The organism is Erwinia sp. MMLR14_017 (assembly GCF_033657285.1).
Lineage (GTDB): Bacteria > Pseudomonadota > Gammaproteobacteria > Enterobacterales > Enterobacteriaceae > Erwinia.
The window spans coordinates 536,391-560,629 of record NZ_JAWVWP010000001.1; the positions used below are offsets into that span (position 1 = coordinate 536,391).

20 protein-coding genes and 2 CRISPR repeat arrays (1 of these 22 only partly in view) are annotated in these 24,239 nt (G+C 54.2%); of the genes, 12 read left to right on the forward strand and 8 right to left on the reverse strand.

What is annotated here, in order from left to right; translation table 11 throughout:
• A CRISPR array of direct repeats spans positions 1-42; the repeat unit is 29 nt (it extends 415 nt beyond the left edge of the window).
• A 519-nt stretch (positions 43-561) separates the two neighbouring features.
• From SD961_RS02510 to acnB, 12 genes are all read left to right on the forward strand, one after another.
• Positions 562-825, forward strand: a complete 264-nt coding sequence (locus SD961_RS02510) for a type II toxin-antitoxin system HicA family toxin (RefSeq protein ID WP_318788822.1) — start codon at positions 562-564, stop codon at positions 823-825.
• Positions 822-1,175 (forward strand): type II toxin-antitoxin system HicB family antitoxin, encoded by a 354-nt coding sequence (locus SD961_RS02515; protein WP_318788823.1) that lies wholly within the window; start codon positions 822-824, stop codon positions 1,173-1,175. Before SD961_RS02510 ends, SD961_RS02515 begins: the two co-directional genes overlap by 4 nt.
• Before the next feature lie 264 nt (positions 1,176-1,439).
• Positions 1,440-4,061 (forward strand): CRISPR-associated helicase/endonuclease Cas3, encoded by a 2,622-nt coding sequence (gene cas3, locus SD961_RS02520; RefSeq protein ID WP_318788824.1) that lies wholly within the window; start codon positions 1,440-1,442, stop codon positions 4,059-4,061.
• Positions 4,062-4,214: 153 nt separating this feature from the next.
• Positions 4,215-5,738 carry a type I-E CRISPR-associated protein Cse1/CasA gene (casA, locus tag SD961_RS02525; protein ID WP_318788825.1) on the forward strand — a complete coding sequence of 508 codons (1,524 nt, stop codon included), beginning with the start codon at positions 4,215-4,217 and terminating at the stop codon, positions 5,736-5,738.
• The gene (gene casB, locus SD961_RS02530) at positions 5,722-6,198 is read left to right on the forward strand and encodes a type I-E CRISPR-associated protein Cse2/CasB (protein WP_318788826.1); all 477 of its coding nucleotides are present in this window, start codon (positions 5,722-5,724) and stop codon (positions 6,196-6,198) included. Before casA ends, casB begins: the two co-directional genes overlap by 17 nt.
• On the forward strand, positions 6,195-7,295 hold the full coding sequence (gene cas7e, locus SD961_RS02535; RefSeq protein WP_318788827.1) for a type I-E CRISPR-associated protein Cas7/Cse4/CasC: 1,101 nt from the start codon (positions 6,195-6,197) through the stop codon (positions 7,293-7,295). The genes casB and cas7e overlap by 4 nt, the downstream gene beginning before the upstream one ends.
• Before the next feature lies 1 nt (position 7,296).
• Positions 7,297-7,962 carry a type I-E CRISPR-associated protein Cas5/CasD gene (gene cas5e, locus SD961_RS02540; protein ID WP_318788828.1) on the forward strand — a complete coding sequence of 222 codons (666 nt, stop codon included), beginning with the start codon at positions 7,297-7,299 and terminating at the stop codon, positions 7,960-7,962.
• On the forward strand, positions 7,953-8,552 hold the full coding sequence (gene cas6e, locus SD961_RS02545) for a type I-E CRISPR-associated protein Cas6/Cse3/CasE (RefSeq protein ID WP_318788829.1): 600 nt from the start codon (positions 7,953-7,955) through the stop codon (positions 8,550-8,552). The genes cas5e and cas6e overlap by 10 nt, the downstream gene beginning before the upstream one ends.
• Positions 8,553-8,598: 46 nt before the next feature.
• On the forward strand, positions 8,599-9,522 hold the full coding sequence (gene cas1e, locus SD961_RS02550; RefSeq protein WP_318788933.1) for a type I-E CRISPR-associated endonuclease Cas1e: 924 nt from the start codon (positions 8,599-8,601) through the stop codon (positions 9,520-9,522).
• On the forward strand, positions 9,519-9,812 hold the full coding sequence (gene cas2e, locus SD961_RS02555; protein ID WP_318788830.1) for a type I-E CRISPR-associated endoribonuclease Cas2e: 294 nt from the start codon (positions 9,519-9,521) through the stop codon (positions 9,810-9,812). The genes cas1e and cas2e overlap by 4 nt, the downstream gene beginning before the upstream one ends.
• 84 nt (positions 9,813-9,896) lie before the next feature.
• A CRISPR array of direct repeats spans positions 9,897-11,572; the repeat unit is 29 nt; unit sequence GGGTTCCCCGCGCATGCGGGGATAAACCG.
• 29 nt (positions 11,573-11,601) lie between these two features.
• Positions 11,602-11,691, forward strand: a complete 90-nt coding sequence (locus SD961_RS21675; protein ID WP_412916645.1) for a hypothetical protein — start codon at positions 11,602-11,604, stop codon at positions 11,689-11,691.
• Positions 11,692-12,326: 635 nt separating this feature from the next.
• A complete protein-coding gene (gene acnB, locus SD961_RS02560; RefSeq protein WP_318788831.1) occupies positions 12,327-14,924 on the forward strand; it encodes a bifunctional aconitate hydratase 2/2-methylisocitrate dehydratase in 2,598 nt (865 codons plus the stop codon).
• 39 nt (positions 14,925-14,963) lie between these two features.
• On the opposite strand, the gene SD961_RS02565 is transcribed toward acnB, so the two are convergent.
• The 8 genes from SD961_RS02565 to SD961_RS02600 all read right to left on the reverse strand — a co-directional run bounded on the left by SD961_RS02565 (position 14,964) and on the right by SD961_RS02600 (position 24,077).
• The gene (locus tag SD961_RS02565) at positions 14,964-16,271 is read right to left on the reverse strand and encodes an MmgE/PrpD family protein (RefSeq protein ID WP_318788832.1); all 1,308 of its coding nucleotides are present in this window, start codon (positions 16,269-16,271) and stop codon (positions 14,964-14,966) included.
• Between the two features lie 81 nt (positions 16,272-16,352).
• A complete protein-coding gene (locus SD961_RS02570) occupies positions 16,353-17,111 on the reverse strand; it encodes an ABC transporter ATP-binding protein (RefSeq protein ID WP_318788833.1) in 759 nt (252 codons plus the stop codon).
• Positions 17,108-17,974: an ABC transporter ATP-binding protein gene (locus SD961_RS02575; protein ID WP_318788834.1), complete on the reverse strand. Its 867-nt coding sequence runs from the start codon at positions 17,972-17,974 to the stop codon at positions 17,108-17,110. Before SD961_RS02575 ends, SD961_RS02570 begins: the two co-directional genes overlap by 4 nt.
• On the reverse strand, positions 17,967-18,902 hold the full coding sequence (locus tag SD961_RS02580) for an ABC transporter permease (protein ID WP_318788835.1): 936 nt from the start codon (positions 18,900-18,902) through the stop codon (positions 17,967-17,969). The genes SD961_RS02575 and SD961_RS02580 overlap by 8 nt, the downstream gene beginning before the upstream one ends.
• Entirely contained in the window at positions 18,899-19,963 is a 1,065-nt protein-coding gene (locus tag SD961_RS02585) for an ABC transporter permease (protein ID WP_318788836.1), read from the reverse strand. The genes SD961_RS02580 and SD961_RS02585 overlap by 4 nt, the downstream gene beginning before the upstream one ends.
• Positions 19,964-19,974: 11 nt before the next feature.
• Entirely contained in the window at positions 19,975-21,570 is a 1,596-nt protein-coding gene (locus tag SD961_RS02590) for an ABC transporter substrate-binding protein (RefSeq protein WP_318788837.1), read from the reverse strand.
• Positions 21,571-21,595: 25 nt separating this feature from the next.
• Positions 21,596-23,023, reverse strand: a complete 1,428-nt coding sequence (locus SD961_RS02595; protein WP_318788838.1) for a M20 family metallopeptidase — start codon at positions 23,021-23,023, stop codon at positions 21,596-21,598.
• Between the two features lie 136 nt (positions 23,024-23,159).
• A complete protein-coding gene (locus tag SD961_RS02600) occupies positions 23,160-24,077 on the reverse strand; it encodes a LysR family transcriptional regulator (protein ID WP_318788839.1) in 918 nt (305 codons plus the stop codon).
• Between the last annotated feature and the right edge of the window lie 162 nt (positions 24,078-24,239).

Below are 24,239 nucleotides of genomic sequence, written 5' to 3' on the forward strand. Positions count from 1 at the left end.
TTGCCAGCGGGCGGGTTCCCCGCGTATGCGGGGATAAACCGGCATATTACGGAGCAGAATGCTTTGCAGCTCCGGGTTCCCCGCGCATGCGGGGATAAACCGCCATCGGAGAGAGTTGAGTCTCTATCTATGAAGTGTTCCCCGCATGCGCGGGGATAAACCGCCTGCCGGAATTTTCCCGTGGAACGCACCGCGGGGATAAACCGCCAGATGACCTTTCTCCTTCTTTCCATGCTCGGTGTTCCCCGCATGCGCGGGGATAAACCGTTCACTATCAGCAATGCGGGCCTTATCACCGGGTGTTCCCCGCATGCGCGGGGATAAACCGTAGCTCCCACAGGTTACAGCGTCCTCATTCGCGTGTTCCCCATAAGCACGGAAAAAATCACTTTAACCGCTCTTCATAAAGAGCGGGTGCCTGCTATTCCATGCGCGTTTAGATGAAAATCTTCGTCCTTATGCTCTTAAGGACACCTTCTTAATCATACTCAAGAGTTGACTCATTCCTGCTTGAATAACATAATAGCTTCATCATATGAAGCCATGGAAAGGCTGTGAACTATGAAGCAACTAAGAAAAAAACATCAGAGCACATTAGAGAAAATTTTCGATGTACCAGTGCCCGCTAATATCAAATGGTCGGATATTGAATCACTGATCCGGGCTTTGGGCGGCGAAATCAGTGAAGGGAAAGGCTCCCGGTGTCGTTTCATTCTTAACGGAAGTATTGCTAAATTTCATCGACCGCATCCTTTACCCGAGACGGATAAGGGCGCGGTTATCAGCCTCCGTGAATGGTTAGAAAGTACAGGAATAAAGCCATGAGCACAGTAAATCCGAAATACGAAGTTGCGGGGCAGCCCGCAGTGATTAGCTTTGTGCCAGAGATTAATGCGTTTCGCGGGAAATTTTTAGGTCTGAGCGGTTACTGTGATTTTGTTGCCGATAGCGTTGAAGGTTTAATTAAAGAAGGGGAACTCTCGTTACGTGAGTATCTTGAGGACTGCCGCGAAGCAGGAATAGATCCTTATGCCCGGAAAGAAAAAATCAAAACGCTTACGCTACGTTATAACGAGTCTCTTGCTGAGAGGCTTACCCATGCTGCTGCTGAGAATAATAAGTCGTTGAATACATTTATTATTGAAACGCTTGAAGAACGCGTGGGCCATGCCTGACATACAATGTTTTCTCAGTAGCAAACCTCGCGGAAGCGAGGTTTTTTTTAGTCTGTATTAAATTAACTTCGTACTGTTGTTTAGAACGGTGCCTGGAGAAGGTAGAAGAGATCGCGCTGGCAACCCCAACTTTCGTGGTTTGTCTGAAAATGATAAAAAAATAGATTTTTATCAAAATTATGACAATTTGAGCTAAATAATAGTTTCAATTTGCTAATTGATGGGTATTTTTGAAGCATCTTAGATTGCAAGGAAATAGCACTGATGGTTTCCCAGGTACTGGAGATGTATCGTTATTGGGGGAAAGCAGTAAGAAACGAGGGGGGAACTGAAATAAGCTGTCATCTCCTTCCTTACCACTGTCTGGATGTAGCTGCTGTTGCCGCTTACTGGTGGGATCATGCTCCCGGAATAAGAAACCGATTCTGTCAGGGATATTCTGAATCTCTTTACAGAGCGTGGATGCTATTTTTTGTTGCGCTGCACGATTTTGGTAAATGGGATATCCGTTTCCAGTCTAAATGCTGGCCCGCCTGGCAGAGCCTGAATCCCAATGAGTCAGGTGCGCCTGTTAAAGCGAAGTGGGATCATGGGTTGGGAGGCCTGTACTGGCTGAAAAAAGACTTTGATACGGAAGAGGAAAACTATTTCGGGTTAATTGAGTACGCATCGCATCCCAAACTAACCTGGCTTAGCTGGATGGAGGCTGTGGCCGGGCATCATGGTTTTATTCAACGTCATGAGAATATCTATTATGACGACAGCCTGGCGCTATTCCCCGCCCTTAAAGGGCGGGGAAGAAAAGATAAACAGGCCCGTGTCGACTGGCTTGATGCGCTGGAAGAGCTGTTTTTAAAACCCGTTGGGCTATCGCAAAATGATAATCCTCCCCCCGGCTCACCTCTTCTGGCTGGATTTTGCTCTGTTTGCGACTGGCTGGGTTCCTGGTGTACGGATGAGACATTCCGTTATCAGTCAAAATTTGAACCCCTGGCCGATTATTTTATGCAACGCTACGCCGAAGATGCACCTGTAGTTTTGGAACGTAGTGGGTTAAACGGAAGTATTAATGCCTGGAAAGGGGGGCAGTTTTTATTAGATCCTGGTTTTAAGCCTCGCCAATTACAGGTACTGGTTGATGAGCTACCCAAAGAGCCGGGGCTGACAATTGTTGAAGCACCTACCGGTTCGGGAAAAACTGAAACAGCTCTGGGTTATGCATGGCGGTTACTGGCTCAAGGTTACGCCGACAGTATTATTTTTGCGTTACCTTCACAAGCAACCGCCAACGCTATGTTAGAGCGCCTGGAAAAATTTGCGACGCGACTTTTTAAAAAACCTAACTTGATACTGGCTCACGGTAATTCACGTTTTAGCCATGAATTTGCTGCAATAAAAAGCCGTGGTGCAAACGCTCAACCGGATGAAGCCTGGGCACAGTGCTGTAACTGGCTCAGTAGCAGTAATAAGCGGGCATTTCTGGGACAGATAGGTGTTTGTACTGTCGATCAGGTGCTCATTTCTGTGCTGCCGGTAAAGCACCGCTTTATCCGTAGCTTTGGGATCAGCCGGAGTGTGCTTATCGTTGATGAAGTCCATGCTTATGATACTTATATGCAGAGTCTGCTTGAGGAGGTATTGCATCAGCAATATCTGGCAGGCCAGAGCACTTTTCTGCTTTCAGCCACGCTTCCCTCAGGATTAAAGCAGCGTTTACTGTCAACCTATGGCAGTGAGAAAACGCCGACGCCAGGTGCAGAGTATCCTCAAATCGTCTGGCAGCAGCAGGACAGACAATTAAGTTTCGATCTCAGCACTACTCCAGAGCACTTACCCACACCCTATAGCCTTAATATTGACCGGCGTTATCTTAGCGACATGCAGCCGGACCAGGAATTATTAAACGAAGCGATTGCCGCTGCTAAGGCCGGAGCACAAGTTTGCCTGATCTTTAATCTGGTGGATATTGCACAGCAGGTTTATCAGCAATTAATAGGCTACACCGATTTGCCCGTGATCCTGTTTCATTCGCGCTACACGTTAAAAGATCGGACTGAGAAAGAACGACATATCCTGGACTCTTTTTCACCTTCCGGCGATCGCTCTGTCGGGCGCATTCTGGTCGCTACCCAGGTGGTTGAACAATCTCTGGACGTGGATTTCGACTGGCTTATAACGCAGCATTGTCCTGCCGATCTCCTGTTTCAACGGGCAGGACGCCTGCACAGGCATTCCCGGAATTCCCGTCCTGCTACTTTCAGGAAGCCGGTTCTGACCGTAATACTGCCTGATAAAACGGACTACGGCTTGAGCAATCACATCTATACCAACACCCGTGCAATGTGGCGTACACAGCAGCTTCTTGAAAGGGCAGGCTCTACACCGTTGCAATTTCCACAGGCTTACCGCCTGTGGATTGAAGAAGTTTATCAGCAAGAAATAGCGCGTGATGAGCCTCTCTGGGTAAAGGATGGCATAGAGAAATTTGAATGTCAGGAGCTGTTAAAACGCAATAGTGCCCGGATGATTTTAAATGAGTCTGACCAGGCTTCTCCCTTCAGAGACGATGACATTCATATTCGTGCCGTCACCCGTGATGGCGAAATGAGTCTGCCGCTGATTCCTTATGTTGAGACAAGTGAAGGAAAACGGCTTCTGGATGGGCAGATCCTGGAGAGGCTTCCCGAATTAGCGATACCGGAAGCATTGGCGTTAAATCGGGTGAACGTGCCGGGACAATGGAGAAAGCGCTTCAAACTTGAACCGGATGAAAAGGGCCTTGTCTGGATAGCTGGCATACAACGAGAAGATTGGTGGGAGGCCGGGACATCTAAATGCAGGCTCCGTTATTCGAAGGAGGTGGGAATGGCTGGCATTCCCACCTGATCCCCAAAAAATTGGGGAAGCTTGGCCGCCTGAGAACACATGCGGTTTATCCCCATCAGTGGAGAACTGCTTATAACTTACCTGTGATGAAAAAATATTCAACATCACAGTGGTATTGAATTTAAAAGGATAAACATTTCAAGGAGGAAAACGATGAATTTGCTCACCGAAGCCTGGATTCCGGTTCGCTCTGCTTCAGACTCGAGCGTTATCACTATTACACTGAAAACGCTGTTGTGCGCCAGGGAACCCTATGTGCTGTGCCTGCCGCGTGATGATATGGAGATGGCGGCCTGTCAGCTACTGATTTGCCTGGTACAAATCTTATGGCCACCTGCCGATGCCAGCCAACTGCTTCAGCGTATTCGAGATCCTCTTAGTGAAGAAGAGTTCATCTCCGGCATAGCAGGAAGAGAAGATGACTTTGATTTAGCCCACCCCGAATTCCCCTTTATGCAGGTCAGCGGTGTTGTCGCCAAAAAAAACACCACAATGGACAAGCTAATGGTGGGATTAACCGGCTCCAAAAACTGTGCTTTCCTTAATCAGCCGGGGCAGGGCGATACCGTATGTGGTGGGTGTGCGGCCATCGCGTTATTTAATCAGGCATCTAATGCGCCGGGGTTCGGTGGAGGATTTAAAAGTGGAATACGAGGCGAGATTCCGGTTACTACCCTGGTGCAGCAGCCCTGCCTGCGGACTACTGTCTGGGCCAATGTCTTAACGCAAAGCATGCTGGATAAGCACTACTCCGGCTGGCGCGAAGAACCCCGGCACAACTTTACCTGGCAACGACCCATTGTAAGCGGCCAACGTATTTTTGCTCATGAAATTGGCCTGGCGCGGGGCCTGTTCTGGCAACCGGCACATATCGAGTTAAGCTCGCCAGATTCAGGTGGAAAGTGCTGCGCCTGTGGGGCAATTGTTGAACAACGTTATTCCGGTTTTTTCAAAGCAAAATTTAATTACACCATCGAAGGCTTCTGGCTACATCCCCACTCCCCGGTAGTGCATCAGTCTAAAAAAGAGATTCTTGAACGGCGTCATATCAGCTTTACGCTTCCCACACCCTGCTGGACACAAACAGGTCGTTTACTGTTGGAGCGGCAATTAGAGGGGAATCAGGAGGGCCGCACTCCTGCACTGGTTGTCGTGCAAGCCCGCCAACTGGTAAACGGCAGAACGCTACATCTCAGCATTGGTGGTTATCGTAATAACCAGGCTTCAATTCTGGAGCGAAGACATGAAATCATGGTTTTTAATCAGGGATGGGAGCGCCATCCTGAGATCGTGGGTGAGATTGCCCGGTTGGGGCTGGCGTATCTGGACGCGCTTAAAAAAGCGTTGAATTATTTCGTTAAAGGAGACAGCAAAATGCACATCCCTGGTGCTGGCGTTCAGGTAAATAAAACGGTAGAACCTCGCTATTTCCAACAGAGCAATACCCTTATTACCTCTCTTCTGGCGACCATTAATTATGAACAGCCACTGCCGCAATTACAGATATTGCATCAGCGACTCTATTCTCTCTGCCACAAATTATTTGAGAGTGTTACCGAACCCTATAATCATCATCCAAAGTTGATATTGACGTTGGCTAAAAGCAGAAAACTATTAGTTGAACAGTTATCCATTTTGAAAACGCAAGGAGAGCAAACAGATGGACCCCTCGTTTGATGCAATGAAACTTTATACCGCCTGGACTGAGCTGGAACCGGGGAGCCGGGCGAAAATGAAGCGCGCCACTAAGCCTGAGGAACTGCTGGATATTCCCGAGTTTTACTTGCTGGTTGCCCCCTTTGGCTGGCCTGAACAGCGATATGCCTTACAACGTATGGTCTTTTGTCTGACCAGCGGCGCGATTCAAAACAGTGAGGACGAGACACTGAGTCTGGGCAGAGCGTTGGGCTACAACGGCAAGATCAGCCAGCAGAGGGTAATGCAGCTGATAAGGCAAGAGTTTCCGTCAGATATGATACAGCTACGACGTCTTCTGATTCAGGCTGAACCGGTAAATGTGCACTGGCCCTTGCTGGCAAAGCAGCTGGAGTGGTGGGGGAAATACGATCGGCGTTCGCTACTCGAAAACTATGTTATCTCCTCTTTCAAAAAACAAACGCGTAAGGATACACGATGAACAATTTTATTAATTTCCACGTCCTGATTTCACACAGCCCTTCCTGCCTGAATCGCGACGATATGAATATGCAAAAGGATGCGGTTTTTGGCGGCAAGCGGCGCGTAAGGATATCCAGCCAGAGCCTTAAACGTGCAATACGGAAAAGCGAATATTATAAGCGCCATATAGGCGGATCGAGTATCCGTACTATTCATCTTGAATTATTGCGTGACGTGGTTCATCAGCATTTAAGCGAAAAGTATTCGCCTGAAGTAATAGATAAAACGTTAACTCTGCTGAGTGGAAAAACTATTGATAACGCCGATAAAATTGATGGCGGCGCTATCTCTCCCTGGTTGATTGAAGAGATCGACTGGTTTTGTCAGCAGGTAAGTAAACCTGAATATGCCTCTTTAGGCATTGATGAAAAGAAATGGGCCAAAGTGCTTAAAGATCAGCTCACGGGTCTGCGAACCACGTTAAATAGTGCAGTAGATATTGCATTAAGCGGGCGCATGGCAACCAATGGCTTGATGAGTAAGATAGGTGAGATTGATGGCGCTCTTTCACTGGCACACTCTATTACCACCCATGCCGTAGAATCTGATATTGACTGGTTCTCGGCAGTGGATGATTTAAATGATGGGGGCGGAGCAGCGCATTTAAACACTCAGGAATTCTCTTCAGGCGTCTTCTATCGCTATGCCAGCCTTAATATTGGGCAGTTACAGGAGAATCTGGGAGGAGCATCACGCCAGCAGGCGCTATCTGTCGCTGCCCATCTGATGCATATGCTGGCTACCGAGGTTCCGGGCGCGAAACAGCACAGCTTTGCGGCCTTTAATCCGGCCGATCTTGTCATGGTTAATTTCTCCGACTTGCCTGTTTCCCTGGCTAATGCATTCGAAAAACCGGTAGCAGCAAAAAAAGAGGGGTTCTTACAACCTTCAATAGCGGCGTTAAATAGTTACTGGAGAGATATTTCTCGTGGCTATGGTCTGACCGGCCCTGCTGCACAATTTGTGGTTGGAGAAGTCATTGGCGCAGAGTTTGTGGAAAAAGTATCGGATTTGAATGCGCTTAAAAAATGGATTGGTGAAAACGGCGAGGTCTGAGATGCAGGATTATCTGATTTTGCAGCTGGCTGGCCCTATGCAGTTCTGGGGGCTTCCCACTTTTGAAGGCATTCGACCTTGCGCACCTTTTCCCACCCGCAGCGGTTTGCTTGGCTTGCTGGGAGCGTGCCTGGGAATAAAACGAAACCAGAGCAGCCTGCTACAAAAACTGGCTGGCGGCACGCGTTTTGCGGTTCGCTGTGATGACCACCAGGGATTCAAACCAGTAACGCTGACAGATTTCCACACAGTGAAAGAAGCCAGGGAACAGCATGGCGGGCTGAACATGCACGACACTATCATCACCCGACGGGACTATCTGTGTGACGCCAGTTTCTCTGTCGCGGTCTGGACGACATCTGCTGAGCGGGAGGGGTACACTCTGAGACAACTGAGTGAAGCCGTGATCAAGCCTGTTTACACACCTTATCTGGGCCGCCGCAGCTGCCCTCTTTCAAAGCCGCTCTTCAGAGGCGTGCAGCAGGCAGCCGATCCCTGTGCAGCTTTTGATCTTGTGACACCCGGAAGCGGTGCTGTCTATAGCGAAGAACCTTTAACGGGTAAAGAGCGACGTCTGTCGGTGCGTGATGAACCACTGATTCATCTGCCGCGTCAGTTTGGCCGGCGAAACTGGTATGTCATTCAGGGAGATAAAACATGTTCCTGAGCAAAGTGATAGTGAACTGGCGTTGGGCGAAAGATCCTTATCAGTTGCATCGTGCGCTGTGGCAACTGTTTCCCGATCGTCCGCAGGATCAGCGCGATTTTCTGTTTCGGGCCGAAGAGGGGAACGCAAGCAGGGGGCTGACTGTGTTACTCCAGTCTGTTCAACCCCCACAGCAGGCGGAGGTAGCCACTGTACTGGCAAGCAAAGCGGTGAACTTCGCTTTACCTGAAGGAGATGATTTTTATTTCCGGCTGCGTGTTAATCCCGTGAAAACCATCAGGGACGCTCAGGGGCGAATGAACAGGCATGGGGAAATTAAAACCTGTCGGGTGCCATTGTTGAAAGAAGAAGAGTGTATGGCATGGCTGGTACGCAAACTGGAGGGAGCAGCAGAGCTTAAGTCTGCAAGAATAGAAAAAGAGCCTTCGCTGATATTCCATAAAAAAGGGATAAGCGGAAAAATCCAGCCCCTTTGCTTTGAAGGAGTGCTTCGGGTTCAGTCGACAGAAACTTTTGCCGGGCTGGTACGAGCAGGCATCGGGCCTGCCAAGAGTATGGGCTGTGGTTTGCTCTCTCTCGCCCGCGCCTGAAAGGGAAAATATGGCGGCCTTGTGCCGCCTTAACAGGATGTTAGCCATGACTTGGGTGCCTTTAGTTCCCCTTCCGTTAAAAGATCGTATTTCCCTGATTTTCCTGAGATTTGGACAAATCGACGTCATAGACGGGGCGTTTGTTCTGATTGATGGAACCGGCATACGCACTCATATCCCGATAGGAAATGTAGCCTGCATTATGCTGGAGCCGGGAACCCGTGTTTCCCATGCCGCTATACGGCTTGCCGCAACAGCAGGAACGCTGTTGGTCTGGGTTGGGGAGGCGGGTGTTAGGCTCTATGCCTCCGGGCAGCCCGGCGGCGCGCGCTCCGATAAACTGCTTTACCAGGCGCAGCTGGCGCTGGATGAGAGCCTCCGGCTTAAAGTCGTGCGTAAAATGTTCGAAATGCGTTTTGGTGAAGAAGCGCCAGCGCGTCGCTCCGTTGAACAGCTACGTGGTATCGAAGGAGTAAGAGTTAAAGGAATATATCAATTGCTTGCGAAACAATATGGCGTCAGGTGGCAGGGACGCCGTTACGATCCCAAAGATTGGGAAAAAGGCGATATTATTAATCAGTGCATCAGTGCCGCTACGGCCTGCTTATATGGGATCACTGAAGCAGCCGTGCTTGCGGCAGGTTATGCACCTGCAATCGGTTTTATCCATAGCGGTAAGCCCTTATCTTTTGTTTATGATATTGCCGATATCCTTAAGTTTGAAACCGTTGTCCCTCTGGCTTTTCAGATTGCCGCCCGCAAGCCAGCGGATGCCGAAAAACAGGTCAGGCTCGCATGCCGCGATCTTTTTAGAACCAGCAGAACTTTAGCCAGACTTATTCCCTTGATTGATGAGGTTCTGGCTGCTGGAGGCATCTCGCCACCACCACCTCCAGAATATGTTCAGCCCATTGCCATTCCTGAGCCTGCATCTATCAGTGATTCTGGTCACAGGAGCAAGTCGTTATGAGTCTGCTGATGGTTGTAACGGAAAATGTTCCGCCGCGTTTACGTGGAAGGCTTGCCATCTGGTTGCTGGAGGTGCGGGCGGGCGTATATGTGGGCGATCTCTCCCGCAAAAGCCGCGAGATGGTTTGGCAGCAGATTGTGCGTTTATATGAGCCAGGCAATGTGGTTATGGCCTGGGCCAGTAATAACGAGTCCGGTTTTGAGTTTCAAACGCTGGGAGAAAACCGTCGGTTGCCGGTGGAGATGGATGGAATAAGGTTGGTGTCATTTAGCCCCTTTGAAAATCAATAGGTTACTGTTTTGGAAAAATACAAATAACCTGGTAGATTTTTGGGACGACTAAAAACCTTTATAAATTAGCTCTTTATGTTTAGAGGGTTCCCCGCGCATGCGGGGATAAACCGCAGGTTCATACCCTCGACGCTTGAGGCCCAGCGGGTTCCCCGCGCATGCGGGGATAAACCGCTGGCGCGGGAGCGCTATTTTATCGCAACCGAGGGTTCCCCGCGCATGCGGGGATAAACCTGTTTCAAAATAATCATCCCGGCTGCTGTACTGGGGTTCCCCGCGCATGCGGGGATAAACCGACAGAGCAGGACAAGGCACGGATACAGGACATGGGTTCCCCGCGCATGCGGGGATAAACCGTCTCACCGCTCGCCAGGTCACTGTTTTACCTGGGGTTCCCCGCGCATGCGGGGATAAACCGATCAAACTGCCGGCGGGTTCCAGCAAAATATTGGGTTCCCCGCGCATGCGGGGATAAACCGAGTCGTGCGTAGATCCAGAACATCATCGCTTAGGGTTCCCCGCGCATGCGGGGATAAACCGGCGGGGGATTATTCCCGAGCCTGTACCGGTAAGGGTTCCCCGCGCATGCGGGGATAAACCGCGTTAGAGATTCGCGTTACTTGTTCAGCCAGTGGGTTCCCCGCGCATGCGGGGATAAACCGGTCTGGAGTGTCTGCGCGCATAGCAAAGCGAAGGGTTCCCCGCGCATGCGGGGATAAACCGCAACCAGAGACGCTTCGTGAGTATTACCGGGAGGGTTCCCCGCGCATGCGGGGATAAACCGTCGTTATCCTGTTCCGGTTCATCATCGGCCGGGGGTTCCCCGCGCATGCGGGGATAAACCGATTTTCAGGGTTGATGTCGTCGGTAGCGCCCGGGGTTCCCCGCGCATGCGGGGATAAACCGCGGCGCTGGTTCCTGCAACATCACGGCATCACGGGTTCCCCGCGCATGCGGGGATAAACCGTGGGTTTATCTACAGGCGTGGAACGATGGCCTGGGTTCCCCGCGCATGCGGGGATAAACCGCAGCATGACAAAAAAAAAACGCAAAAACCGGCGGGTTCCCCGCGCATGCGGGGATAAACCGCCTGTCGTTAAGCGCCGGAATCGGAATCCAGGGGGTTCCCCGCGCATGCGGGGATAAACCGCCCTTTGTATATGATCGCGATGCGCCTTATACGGGTTCCCCGCGCATGCGGGGATAAACCGCCCTTTGTATATGATCGCGATGCGCCTTATACGGGTTCCCCGCGCATGCGGGGATAAACCGCCGCGCGTACAGGCCATGGTAATACAGACGTAGGGTTCCCCGCGCATGCGGGGATAAACCGGTGTGGCAACCGGCCTTTTGCTTTCCCAGAGTGGGTTCCCCGCGCATGCGGGGATAAACCGAAACGATATTTGATACACTGATTGGTCTGTACGGGTTCCCCGCGCATGCGGGGATAAACCGGCGCTCCCCCCGATAAACAACCTGATAATTAAGGGTTCCCCGCGCATGCGGGGATAAACCGGTCTCGCGAACCGGACAGGTCCAGGCCGCCATGGGTTCCCCGCGCATGCGGGGATAAACCCTACAGGACAATGCGCTATTCCAGACCGGTTACGGGTTCCCCGCGCATGCGGGGATAAACCGGCTTAACGCCGTTTTCCAGTGCCTCAATAATGGGGTTCCCCGCGCATGCGGGGATAAACCGGATTCGCGGACAGGCTGCTGGCGGCAGACGAAGGGTTCCCCGCGCATGCGGGGATAAACCGTTATTGATGAATTCGCGACCCTGACCTTTATCCGCGACGCGGGTGAAAATAATGACACTGTGATTGCCTGCCCGGCAAGCGAGCTGCCTGCCGATTTCCCGGCCAACCTGCAAAATTAAGCGGGGTCAGAAGAGCTTTCGATGAGTCCTTCTGATGGCTGAGAATGAAAAATGGCGTTATCGACAGAGATCCTCTGTTACAGACCGGTAGCTGAGGACGTCAATGACGCCTTTGACTTTAAAACCGACTGCTGAGGTAAAAAAAGTGTTAAAAGAGAAGGGCACCCGCACAACCCGGCCCATTACAGATCTCCTGTTAACCTGCTATCCATCATTTCCCTTTCCGCTGGCTTGATATGAGTGCGGTTATCCTTTCGCTTGTCGCCAAAAAATTTCATTCTGTTCAGCGTTCTATTCCTGCTCGTTATGCATTTCAGATAAATAAGTCCCTGTTAAGCCCTGACCTGAACTGACTGGCGCCCAGCTAAACCAGCGCGCTGTCTGCCAGCCTACCACCCTCATTTTCTGACTCTCGCTCTGCTTAACTCACCTGCTGCCAGGGGGAATAAACCGGCAGGAATGGATATGCATTTAATGTTGTATTTTTGTAAACAGATTAACAAACACCCGAAATCCTGCTATTCTGCCCTCCGCGAAACCGGGCACCTCAACCTGGACATTAAAAGGGAAGGTTGTTCTCCATAAGTGAGCAAGGTGGTCGGAAAGCCCTACATAATGAGAGCGAGGAGAACGTCGTGCTAGAAGAATACCGTAAGCACGTTGCCGAGCGTGCAGCCGAAGGGATCGTACCTAAGCCTTTAGATGCTTCCCAAATGGCCGCGCTGGTTGAACTGCTAAAAAATCCACCTGCGGGTGAAGAAGAATTTCTGATCGATCTTTTGGTCAACCGTGTCCCACCCGGCGTCGATGAAGCGGCGTACGTTAAAGCGGGTTTCCTGGCCGCTGTTGCCAAAGGCGAAGCAACCTCTCCTCTGGTTACACCGGAAAAAGCTGTAGAACTGCTGGGCACCATGCAGGGCGGCTACAACATTCATCCCCTGATCGATGCGCTTGATAATGAGAAGCTGGCCCCTATCGCGGCAAAAGCGCTTTCTCATACGCTGCTGATGTTTGACAACTTCTACGACGTTGAAGAAAAAGCCAAAGCCGATAACCTGCACGCTCAGCAAATTCTGAAATCCTGGGCTGAAGCTGAATGGTATCTGTCACGTCCCGAGCTGGCAGAGAAAATCACCGTTACCGTCTTCAAAGTCACTGGCGAAACCAACACCGACGACCTCTCTCCGGCACCGGATGCCTGGTCACGTCCTGATATTCCGCTGCACGCGCTGGCGATGCTCAAGAATGCCCGTGAAGGCATTGAGCCAGACGAGGCGGGCAACGTAGGCCCCATCAAACAGATTGAAGCGCTGAAGACAAAAGGGTTCCCGCTGGCTTATGTGGGCGACGTGGTAGGAACAGGCTCTTCCCGTAAATCTGCCACCAACTCGGTGCTGTGGTTTATGGGCGATGACATCCCCTACGTGCCGAATAAAAAAGGCGGTGGCGTGGTGCTGGGCAGCAACATTGCTCCTATCTTCTTCAACACTATGGAAGATGCAGGCGCCCTGCCGATTGAAGTGGATGTGTCAAACCTGAACATGGGCGATGTTATCGACATCTATCCCTACAAAGGTGAAGTGAAGAACCATGAAACCGGCGAAGTGCTGGCAACTTTCTCACTGAAAACCGAAGTATTGCTGGATGAAGTTCGCGCAGGTGGCCGTATCCCACTGATCATCGGTCGCGGCCTGACCACCAAAGCCCGTGAAGCTTTGGGGCTGCCAGAGAGCAAGGTGTTCCGCATAGCGAAAGACGTGGCGCCAAGTACCCGTGGCTTCTCGCTGGCACAGAAAATGGTTGGCCGTGCCTGCGGTACCGAAGGGGTTCGTCCTGGTGCCTACTGCGAGCCGAAAATGACCTCTGTCGGCTCTCAGGACACCACCGGTCCAATGACCCGTGATGAACTGAAAGACCTGGCGTGTCTGGGCTTCTCTGCGGATCTGGTGATGCAGTCCTTCTGCCACACCGCGGCCTATCCTAAGCCTGTGGACGTTTCCACGCACCACACGCTGCCAGACTTCATTATGAACCGCGGCGGCGTTTCGCTGCGTCCTGGCGACGGCATTATCCACAGCTGGCTGAACCGTATGCTGCTGCCGGATACTGTTGGCACCGGCGGCGACTCCCACACCCGTTTCCCTATCGGCATCTCTTTCCCGGCAGGTTCCGGTCTGGTTGCCTTTGCGGCTGCTACCGGCGTAATGCCGCTGGATATGCCGGAGTCAGTGCTGGTGCGCTTCAAAGGGAAAATGGAGCCAGGGATCACTCTGCGCGATCTGGTTCACGCCATCCCGCTCTACGCTATCAAACAGGGTCTGCTGACCGTTGAGAAGAAAGGCAAGAAAAACATCTTCTCTGGCCGCATCCTGGAGATCGAAGGGCTGCCGGATCTGAAAGTGGAGCAGGCGTTTGAGCTTTCCGATGCCTCTGCCGAGCGTTCTGCTGCCGGTTGTACCATCAAGCTGGGTCAGGCACCGATTATCGAGTACCTCAACTCCAACATCGTGCTGCTGAAGTGGATGATTTCCGAAGGCTACGGCGACCGTCGTACGCTGGAGCGTCGTATCCAGGGCATGGAAAAATGGCTGGCTGCGCCAACGCTGCTGGAAGGCGATGCGGATGCAGAGTACGCGGCAGTGATCGAGATCGATCTGGCGGAAATCAAAGAGCCAATTCTCTGCGCACCAAACGATCCCGATGATGCCCGTTTGCTCTCTGATGTGCAGGGCGAGAAGATCGATGAAGTCTTTATCGGCTCGTGCATGACCAATATCGGCCACTTCCGTGCGGCCGGTAAGCTGCTGGACAGCCATAAAGGCCAGCTGCCGACGCGTCTTTGGGTGGCTCCGCCAACCAAGATGGATGCCGCGCAGCTGACGGAAGAGGGCTACTACAGCGTCTTTGGTAAGAGCGGGGCGCGTATTGAGATCCCGGGCTGTTCATTGTGCATGGGTAACCAGGCGCGCGTGGCAGACGGTGCGACGGTGGTCTCCACCTCAACCCGTAACTTCCCGAACCGTCTCGGTACGGGAGCCAATGTCTACCTGGCCTCAGCCGAGCTGGCTGCCGTCTCTTCACTGTTAGGCAAGCTGCCGACCCCGGACGAGTATCAGCAGTTTATGTTACAGGTTGATAAGACGGCGGTAGATACCTACCGCTATCTGAACTTCGATCAGCTGTCGCAGTATACGGACAAAGCTGACGGCGTGATCTTCCAGACCGCCGTGTAACAGAGAAGGGAGGTCGCTGACCTCCCTTTTTTTCGCCTGTCAGACCAACATTTCTTGCAGAAATGCGAGATCGAACTCTTTCTCCAGTTTCCCGATACGCTGATAAAGCGCTTCCGCTCCCGATAACGGCGCACAGCAGTCGGCGAATTTTTCCTGCCGTTCACGTTCACTAAACGGCTCGGACAACGATCCTTTCGCGCTGAACCGCTGATGGTGCAGTACGCGCCCATCCAGCAGCGTAATGCTGACCAGATGCGGCAGATCCGCAGATTCCGCTTCCTCTTCCGGCTGCCAGCTTTGCATCGTTATCCGCCTCATCAGTGGATGGCCGGCCTGCATGCTTACCTGCTCAGGCGTGAAATCAGCCACGCTCAGCGAGCCAGCCTCCAGCATTCTCACCACACAATAGTTCATGGAAAAGCGCGCCTGCATCTCATCTTCCGGCGCGGGATAGGCCAGATTGCGCAGGTTAGAGAGGCCAACTTTGCAGCTCACCGACTCCACCTCTGCCGCACTGAAGCGGTGTTGTGCCTGCAGGTCAGCAATCGCATCCAGCACCCGATGCGTAGAACCGCAGCAGGGATGCTTTTTCGGCATCACGCCAACGGTTTCAATAATATGTTGATCGGTTGCTGCCCACGCCTGCACTTTTTCTGACGAAAATGGCGAGCCAGCAAAGAGCTGGCAGAAGCCCATTGCGCCTTCCAGGATATCCAGCCTCCCGCTCATGCCAGTAGCCGCCAGCTGGGCCGCTTCCACCGCGTTGCGCGCCGCCATGCCCGCATGAAAAGGTTTGAGCGGTGTGCCAAACTGGCCTTTAACGCCGCTGGCCAGGCTCACGGCAATGCTGAGCGTTCTGGCGATCCCGGCTTCATCCAGCCCTTTCAGCCAGGCAACGCCTGCCGCGGTGCCAATACAGCCGATGGTGGAGGTGCCGTGCCAGCCTGCGGTGTAATGAGAAGGGCTGACCACATCGCCGACAAAGGCCTGAGCCTGAAGGCCAATCAGATAAGCTTTTACCAGAGCCTCGCCGCTGGCCTTTTGTTCCAGCGCCACGGCCAGCAGGGCGGGAACCAGCACCGCCGAGGCGTGGCTCATGCCCGGCCCAAAGTTATCATCATAATCAATGGCATGGGCAGCGGTGGCATTGACCAGCGCCATGACCGCTGGCGAAGAATGAGCATCATATTTCCACGCCTGTTTCACCGCCAGGGTGGAAAAGTCTCTCCTTCCTGCACAGAGACAGGCCAGGGTGTCACTGATAGCTTCGCGTGCCAGTCGGTGAGCGGTGGTGCTGAAGCGAGGCTCACGGGCACACCAGGCGGCAATGGTTTCAATCACGGTCATTTTTCATCCTCAGGATCGTTCAGCAGCAGTTGCCGTAGGCTCATCCGCAAACGGTTTACTTCCGTTCCGCGGATGGTTTCCTCAGGCTTCGCTGGCGGCAAGGAAACGCTGTGTGTAAGCCTCACGGGCGTGGCCGTGGCGGATGGCCTCCGCCGTCAGCTCTTCCAGCAGTTTTCCCTGGTGCATAATTGCTACCCGCTGGCAGAGATGGGTAACTACGGCCAGGTCATGAGTCACCAGCAGATAGGTAAGCTGCCGCTGTTTGCGCATGCTGGAGAGCAGATTAAGGATCTCCGCCTGCACCGAGACGTCCAGCGCCGAGGTAGGCTCATCCAGCAGCAATACGGAAGGCTCCATAATCAGCGCGCGCGCGATAGCCACGCGCTGCCGCTGACCGCCAGAAAGCTGATGCGGATAGCGATAGCGAAATGCATCGCTCAGCCCAACCGAGTGCAGCACCTCGCTGATGCGTTCCTGCTGCCTGTCCATGCCGTGGAGCTTGAGCGGCTCCAGCAGGGCGTTACAGACCATTTTGCGCGGGTGCAGCGAGGCATAGGGGTCCTGAAACACCATCTGCACCTGGCGGTAAAAAGGTTTGTCGCGCAGCGGTTGCTGCTCTTTGTTATCAAAGAGGATCGCGCCCTGATAATCGCTGTTCAACCCGGCCAGCGCGCGCAAGATAGTGGATTTACCGCAGCCGGACTCGCCAATCAATCCGTAAGCTTCTCCGGCAGCCAGGGTAAAGCTGACCCTCTCCACCACGTGACGGCGCTGGCTGCCCTGACCAAAGGCGATGGTGAGATCCACGGTTTCAATACTGCGTTGATGAGAGGGGATCATAGCGCGACTCCATGACGAAAAGCGGGGCCATTCAGCCAGGCGGGATCGCGCGTTGGTACGCTCAGCGTCGCGATGGGGTGATGCAGGCGCGGCTGGCTGGCTAACAGCGCCTGGGTGTAAGGATGCTGCGCTTCATGCAGCCGGTTTGCGGCTATCTCTTCGACAATGCGTCCGGCGTACATCACCAGTACCCTATCGCAAAAGCGTGATACCAGATTAAGGTCGTGAGTGATAAACAGCAGGCCGGTATTTCGCCGCGCCAGTAGCTCGTCCAGAATACTCAACACCTGCTGACGCACGGTGACATCCAGCGCGGAAGTCGGCTCATCGGCAATGATCAGATCGGGTTCGGGGATCAGCATCATCGCAATCATCACGCGCTGACCCATGCCGCCGGAAATTTCATGGGGATAAAGGCGATAAACCTTCTCTACTTCGCGGATGTGAACCGACTCCAGCATCGCCAGCGCCCGCGCTTTCGCCACGCTTTTAGAGGCTTTGCTGTGCAGGCGGTACGCTTCGGTGATCTGGTCTCCAATGCGCATCAGTGGGTTCAGGGAAAATTTGGGGTCCTGCAGGATCATCGAAATGCGGTTTCCACGCACGGTTCTCATCTGGCGTTCACTGGCGTTCAGCAGATCGATATCGCCAAAGCGCATCACATCGGCGCTGATGCGGCCAATTTTCGGCGTCAGCTTCAGCAGCGCCCGGCAGGTTTGCGACTTGCCGGAGCCAGACTCGCCTACAATCGCCAGCTTCTCGCGGCCCACGGTAAAAGAGACGTTGCGCACCGCGTGGTGATCCTGATGCGCCCCTTTGAAAACGATATTCAGGTTCTCAACCTGTAGCAGAGTATCAGTCATGGCGGAGATCCATTACGTCACGCAGGCCATCGCCCAGCAGATTAAAGGCCAGGCTGGTGAACAGAATAGCCAGACCCGGAATGGCGGCTATCCAGCCATTGTTCAGCATAAATTCACGACCAGAGGCGAGCATCGCTCCCCATTCCGGACTGGGCGCCTGCGCGCCCAGTCCAAGGAAACCGAGTCCGGCCGCGGTCAGAATAATGGCGGCCATATTCAGCGTGACGCGCACCACCACCGAAGGCAGGCACATGGGTATGATGTGACGAAGGATGATGTGCAGCGAGCTGGCACCCTGCAAACGTACGGCGGCAATATAGTCCATTTTGCGGATTGAGAGCGTTTCGGCCCGCGCCAGACGGGCAATCGGCGGCCAGGAAGAGAGCGAAATGGCAATAATTGCATTCTCGATCCCCGGCCCTAAGGCGGCCACAAACGCCAGCGCGAGGATCAGGCTGGGGAAGGCGAGGAAAATATCAACCAGGCGCATCAGCACCCTGTCCACCCAGCCGCCCAGGTAGCCGGCGCTGGTGCCGACAATCAGACCAAGCGGCGTGATGATGACAGCGGTCAGACAGGCGATATAGAGCGTAATCCGTGCGCCATAGAGCAGTCGGCTGTAGATATCGCGCCCCAGCTCATCGGTGCCCAGCCAGAAGCTGGCGCTGGGTGGCTGCAGGCGATGCGCCAGATCCTGGGTAAAGATGTCGTGATGACTGAGCCAGGGCGCGAACAGGGCGGCAAAGATAATCACCAGCAGTACCACCAGGCCAAACAGCGCGGAGTGGTTGGCGCAAAAGCGCAGCCACTGGAGCCAGAGCTGCTGTATCCGTGCCTGAAAAGGGGTGCCGGGGACGGGCGCGCTGAGCCAGCTGCGTAAGGTTATACGGGCAGCTACCGGCAGCGATTTGTTCACAGAGTCGGTCATTGATCCTCCTGACGTGTACGTGGATCGAACAGGCGATAAAGCAGGTCGCAAACCAGGTTGAGCGCCACGAAAATCGCCCCGGTCAGCAGCGTGCAGCCGACAACGGCATTCATGTCTCCCGCCAGCAGGGCGTTGGTAAGATAGCGGCCAAATCCCGGCCAGGCGAACACCGTTTCCGTCAGCACGGCACCCTCCAGCAGCCAGGCCCAGGAGAGCGCGACCACGGTGAGCGTAGGAACGGCGATATTGCGTAGCGCATGAACCCAAACGCAGCGCGCCCAGGATAAGCCTTTGACGCGGGCGGTAATGATGTACTCCTGCGACAGCTGTTCGATCATAAAGCTGCGTACCATGCGGCTGATGTAGGCCAGCGAGCTGAGACCCAGAATGGCGGCAGGCAGGATGATATGGCCAAAGACGTTCCTGAATATCGCCATGTTGCCGCTCAGGGCGCTGTCGATCAGCCAGAAGCCGGTCACCGGTTGCAGGTCGAATTCATAGATAAAATCGATGCGGCCTGGCCCACCGGTCCAGCCCAGCGAGGCGTAGAACAGCAGCAGCCCCATCAGCCCCAGCCAGAAGTGCGGCGTGGAGTAGCTGAGCAGGCCAATAAAGCGGATCAGATGGTCAAACCAGGAGTTGCGATACATAGCGGAAAGCACGCCTGCCGGAATGCCAAGACCCACGCCGATAATAGCCGCCACCGTCGCCAGCTCCAGCGTAGCTGGAAAGACGCGGGCGATATCCTGCGCCACTGGCTGGCTGGTGGTCAGCGCGGTGCCAAAATCCAGCTGCGCCAGCTGCCACAAATAGTCGGTAAACTGTTTCCACAGTGGCTGGTCCAGCCCCAGTTGATGAAACATCTGGTTGTATGCTTCCTGACTGGCATTGTCGCCGATAACCGCCACAACGGGATCGATCGGCAACAAACGGCCAATAAAGAAAGTCAGTGCCGCCAGTCCCAGCAGCGTGCAAAAGATGGAGAATGCGCCTTTCAGCAGCCGTTTCAGCCGCCTGAACAACGGCGAAGGTTCTGACACCTCAGTAAAAACTTGCGACATGACCGCCCCCTTTATTTAGCCGCAGCGCCGTACCAGACGCGGAACCCGTTCCACGTCCAGTTCTTCACGGCCGGGCTGATGCCTGCGGAGTTATACATCTGGAACATGATCGCCATCGGGCCTTTCTGCATCTGCTCACGCTGCAAGTCAGCATACTTAGCGATACGTTTGCTCTCATCAGGCTCCAGCAGTGCGGCGTTAACTGCTTTGTTCATCGCTTCGTCGTAGTAAGCGGCTCGCCAGCTCGGATACTGCGTGGCGCGGGCTTCTTTGCGATTATCGGGGTTATAGACCAGGCGGGAAGCGTTACCGTAGGCGTCCGGTACCGAGGTCTGCCAGGCCATCATCGCACTCTGAAACTCCCGCCCGCGCGCACGGCTGAACAGCTGAGCATTCGCCATGCGTTCCAGCGTGAGCTTTACGCCGACCTTCGCCGCGTTTTGCTGAATGCTTTGCGCTATAGGCGCGGAGTGGGGAAGGGTGCCGAAAATCACCGAGGCTGAGAAGCCATCGGGATAGCCCGCTTCGGTCAGCAGTTGTTTGGCTTTAACCAAATCGAGCCTGAACGGCTGCCCCTCTTTGGCATCCAGTGCGCCAAATGCGCCCTGCTGCGCAAAGCTGGCGCGTGGCACGCCCAGATAAGGCATGACGCTTTTTGCCAGACCGTCATAATCGATCAAATAGCGCATCGCCAGCCGGACCCTCTCATTTTTGAAGATGGGATCTTCGTTGTTAAAGGTCCAGAAGAAGAGCTGCGGTTTAAGGACTTTCTCTACCTTCACCTTGCCACCTTCATCCAGTGTTTTCAGGTCATCGGCGGAGAGGTCGCGGGCGATATCCACATCCCCCTGAGTTAACAGCAGGCGCTGCGTGCCAGTTTCTGCGACGTGGCGGATCAGGATGCGCTTCAGCTTCGGCTGCGTGCCCCAGTAGTGAGCGGTAGCCTGTAATACCACCCCTTCGCCCGCATTCCAGCGCATCAGTTGATAAGGGCCAACGCAGGCGGTGTGCGTGGAGAGATATTTATGTCCAAGATCATTACCAACCGCCTGTTTTTCCAGCAGCTTACGGTCCAGCAGCGTAGCAACGTTATTCGCGGCAATGGCCTGGAGGATCAGCGTGGTCGGATAGGCTTTGTCGAACTTCATTACCAGCGTGGAGGCGTCCGGCGCGATAATAGTCTGGTCAACGTTCTCTTTGGTGAAGCCATACTCCTTCAGGGTAGCGGCGTTGCCGTACCCCAGCTTCACCACGCGTTGCAGCGACCAGGCAAAATCACCGGCGCTGGCGGCGGAGCCGTCCGGGAATTTCAGGTTGGGCTGAAGGTGGAAAGTGATCTGCTTACGATCGTCAGAAACGTCCCAGCTTTTCGCCAGATCCGGCACCACTTTCTTCTCATCCTGACTGTCAAAGGCTGCCAGGGTATCGCAGGTATTTAACACAATTTCATTGGTCACCACTTCGCCAATCTGTGCCGGATCCCAGGTACTGATTGCATCAATATTCCAGGCCATCACCAGCGAATCTGGCGGCGTGGCGGCCTCAGAGGCCGCGCTGAAAACAGCCGTAGCCATCAGGGCTGCGGCAAGCGTCGTTATTTTAGGCATTGATAACTCCCGGAGGAAAAGCGAATTACAGGGTTTCGGGGCGCGGCTGAACCGGCGGCTTCACCTCTGCAGGAATAGGGCAGTGATAAGGGGTTTCGCTGGTCTGCTCAAAATGGGCTTTTTTCACCTGCGCCAGCAGAACCTTGTCGGTCAGTACGTCAATGGCCGTAGCGGCCATAATCTTGGCAACGTGGGTCAGGCCTTTATGCGCAGCAGGCATCTTTCCCTGCGCTGTTAACTGCCAGGAGTGGCCCGGCGTGCCCAGCGCCATAGTAGGCACGTGCGCCTGAACGGTAGGGATCACCCAGCTTACGTCGCCAACGTCAGTTGAGCCGATCATGGTTTCGCCGTGGGTATCCAGAGGAATGATAAAGTCGCTGAGCGGTTTTGGATGGGTGGGCTTAACCCCAGCTTTACGGTAATCGCTGGCGATCTCTTCCGCACTGAGCGTGGCCTGGATCTCGGCGGCAAATGCCAAATCTGCTTCGTCAAACTGCACGGTTCCCAGCGCTTCAAAATTACGCTGCATCGCCTCTTCCAGCGGACGGTTGCCCAACAGGTTAGAGACGGCGCTCATAATGCTGATCCCGACCTGAGTATCGGTCATCATCGCGGCGCCCTGTGCCACACGCTTCACGCGTTCGTTCAGGTCGAACATACCCTGTACATCGCGGGAGCGGATGGCGTAGCGTACCGCCGCTTTAGCCTGCACGACGTTCGGCGCAATGCCGCCTGAATCGAGCATTGCATAGTGAATACGCGAATCCTGCGGCACATGCTCACGCAGGAACTGGACGCCCACGTTCATCAGCTCCACGCCGTCCAGCGCGCTGCGTCCCAGATGAGGAGAGGCGGCCGCATGTGAAGAGCGGCCGGTAAAGAAGAAGTCCATGCGGGTGTTAGCCAGCGACAGCGCTTTAGCCACCTCATGATGCCCGCTGGGGTGCCAGGTGATCGCCACGTCAACGCCATCAAAGGCGCCGGCACGCGCCATAAATGATTTCGCCGCGCCGCCTTCCTCCGCCGGGCAGCCATAATAGCGAACGCGCCCCGGCAGGCCGCTTTCTGCCAGCCACTCTTTCAGTGCCGTTGCCGCCAGCATCGCGGCAGAACCCAGCAGATTATGACCACAGCCGTGGCCCTGACCGTTGCCTGGTAATGGAGAGTGATAAGCCACGCCCGATTGCTGGCTCAGCCCCGGCAGCGCATCGTATTCCCCCAGAATGGCAATCACTGGACCGCCTTCTCCCGCTTCGCCCATCACAGCCGTGGGAATATCGGCCACATTTTCCGTGACGCGAAAGCCCTGCTGTTTCAGCATGGCGGTATGTTCCGCCACCGACCGGTATTCGGTATAGCAAATCTCAGGCATACCCCAGACGCGATCGCTCAGGTCGCAGAATTCGGCACGGTGTTCATCCACTAACTTCCAGACTAACTCTTTGTTTTGCATGGCTGTCCCCAGAGAACGTGATTGGGTGAGAAAGGAGCCGGTATGGCCCGGCTGGTTTCAGCATGCAAGAGAGAGGCGGCCAATTACCAATGAGCAATTTGCCTGACCCATTCCGGAACTGCATAGTTTTTGCTCGTCAGGCGGCAGACGGCGCTTGCTCGCACTCCAGCGCGCATTGCCAGAACGTTTCTGCCGATCCCGCCCGAAGCACCGGCTGGCGATAAAGCCGGATATCCAGCGGCATATCCCAGCAGGTCCCGCCTGCCCGCACCAGCGCACCGCTGGCGAGTTCAGCCGTGAGCAGGCTCTCCGGCAGCCAGGCCACGCCGCTGCCAGCCATAGCCATTGCCTTAAGGTTGATCGACATGCCGTTTTCATAAATAGCTTCCAGCGGCAGCGAGTTGATCGGCTCTGAGCGGGCCAGCGCATGGGCGAAGAAGGAGTGATGACCATAGCTGAGGAACGGAATGGGATCGTTATTCACGCCAATGGGATAGAGCGGCTTGCCTGCACCGTCCGGACGACAGACCGCAATGGCCCGCTCCGTGCCGAGTTGCAGCATCGGATAGTGTTTTAACTGCTGGATCAACGCCACCGAGTCGTGGGCATAGGTCAGCAGGAAGTCCGTCTCGTCCGAGTGCAGCAGGGCAATATGCTCTACAAAAGTGGGTTTCTGATCGCAAAGCCGGATATAGCCCAACTGCCTCTGTTGCTTCAACTGCTCTATCCAGTCGGGGAAAAAGGTCAGCGACAGGGTATTGAGCATGGCAAAGCGCAGCACGGAGGTACGCTTTTCATAGCGCTGATGCAGATCGCTGCGCAGATGGCCCAGGGAGAACACCGTTTCGCTGGCGGTGATCAGGAAGGCCTGACCTTCAGGCGTTAAGGTTACCGGGTAAGTCTTACGGCAAAACAGCGGGACGCCCAGCCACTCCTCCAGCTGACGAATACGGCGACTGAGTGCGGACTGGGTAATGTGCCGTTCTTCGGCAGCGCGAGTAAAGGTAGAGCAGCGTGCAACACTCAGGAAATCTTCGAACCATTTCAATTCCATAGGAAAGCCTCGTTCTGGATGAAAAGGGAAGGGGTTTTCAACTGACGCAGTAAACACGCAAAAAACGCGCCACTGTGAGAAACGGCCTGAAATCGCTGTTTTTCGCCGGTCAGACTGCGATAATGCGGGACATCCCCCATTAAAAGCGCACAATGCGCGGAA

Excerpts from the sequence above, each read along its gene's own strand:
- SD961_RS02510 (WP_318788822.1), top strand. The coding sequence starts at position 562 with ATGAAGCAACTAAGAAAAAAACATCAGAGCACATTAGAGAAAATTTTC.
- SD961_RS02515 (WP_318788823.1), top strand. The coding sequence starts at position 822 with ATGAGCACAGTAAATCCGAAATACGAAGTTGCGGGGCAGCCCGCAGTG.
- cas3 (WP_318788824.1), top strand. The coding sequence starts at position 1,440 with ATGGTTTCCCAGGTACTGGAGATGTATCGTTATTGGGGGAAAGCAGTA.
- casA (WP_318788825.1), top strand. The coding sequence starts at position 4,215 with ATGAATTTGCTCACCGAAGCCTGGATTCCGGTTCGCTCTGCTTCAGAC.
- casB (WP_318788826.1), top strand. The coding sequence starts at position 5,722 with ATGGACCCCTCGTTTGATGCAATGAAACTTTATACCGCCTGGACTGAG.
- cas7e (WP_318788827.1), top strand. The coding sequence starts at position 6,195 with ATGAACAATTTTATTAATTTCCACGTCCTGATTTCACACAGCCCTTCC.
- cas5e (WP_318788828.1), top strand. The coding sequence starts at position 7,297 with ATGCAGGATTATCTGATTTTGCAGCTGGCTGGCCCTATGCAGTTCTGG.
- cas6e (WP_318788829.1), top strand. The coding sequence starts at position 7,953 with ATGTTCCTGAGCAAAGTGATAGTGAACTGGCGTTGGGCGAAAGATCCT.
- cas1e (WP_318788933.1), top strand. The coding sequence starts at position 8,599 with ATGACTTGGGTGCCTTTAGTTCCCCTTCCGTTAAAAGATCGTATTTCC.
- cas2e (WP_318788830.1), top strand. The coding sequence starts at position 9,519 with ATGAGTCTGCTGATGGTTGTAACGGAAAATGTTCCGCCGCGTTTACGT.
- SD961_RS02565 (WP_318788832.1), bottom strand. The coding sequence starts at position 16,271 with ATGACCGTGATTGAAACCATTGCCGCCTGGTGTGCCCGTGAGCCTCGC.
- SD961_RS02570 (WP_318788833.1), bottom strand. The coding sequence starts at position 17,111 with ATGATCCCCTCTCATCAACGCAGTATTGAAACCGTGGATCTCACCATC.
- SD961_RS02575 (WP_318788834.1), bottom strand. The coding sequence starts at position 17,974 with ATGACTGATACTCTGCTACAGGTTGAGAACCTGAATATCGTTTTCAAA.
- SD961_RS02580 (WP_318788835.1), bottom strand. The coding sequence starts at position 18,902 with ATGACCGACTCTGTGAACAAATCGCTGCCGGTAGCTGCCCGTATAACC.
- SD961_RS02585 (WP_318788836.1), bottom strand. The coding sequence starts at position 19,963 with ATGTCGCAAGTTTTTACTGAGGTGTCAGAACCTTCGCCGTTGTTCAGG.
- SD961_RS02590 (WP_318788837.1), bottom strand. The coding sequence starts at position 21,570 with ATGCCTAAAATAACGACGCTTGCCGCAGCCCTGATGGCTACGGCTGTT.
- SD961_RS02595 (WP_318788838.1), bottom strand. The coding sequence starts at position 23,023 with ATGCAAAACAAAGAGTTAGTCTGGAAGTTAGTGGATGAACACCGTGCC.
- SD961_RS02600 (WP_318788839.1), bottom strand. The coding sequence starts at position 24,077 with ATGGAATTGAAATGGTTCGAAGATTTCCTGAGTGTTGCACGCTGCTCT.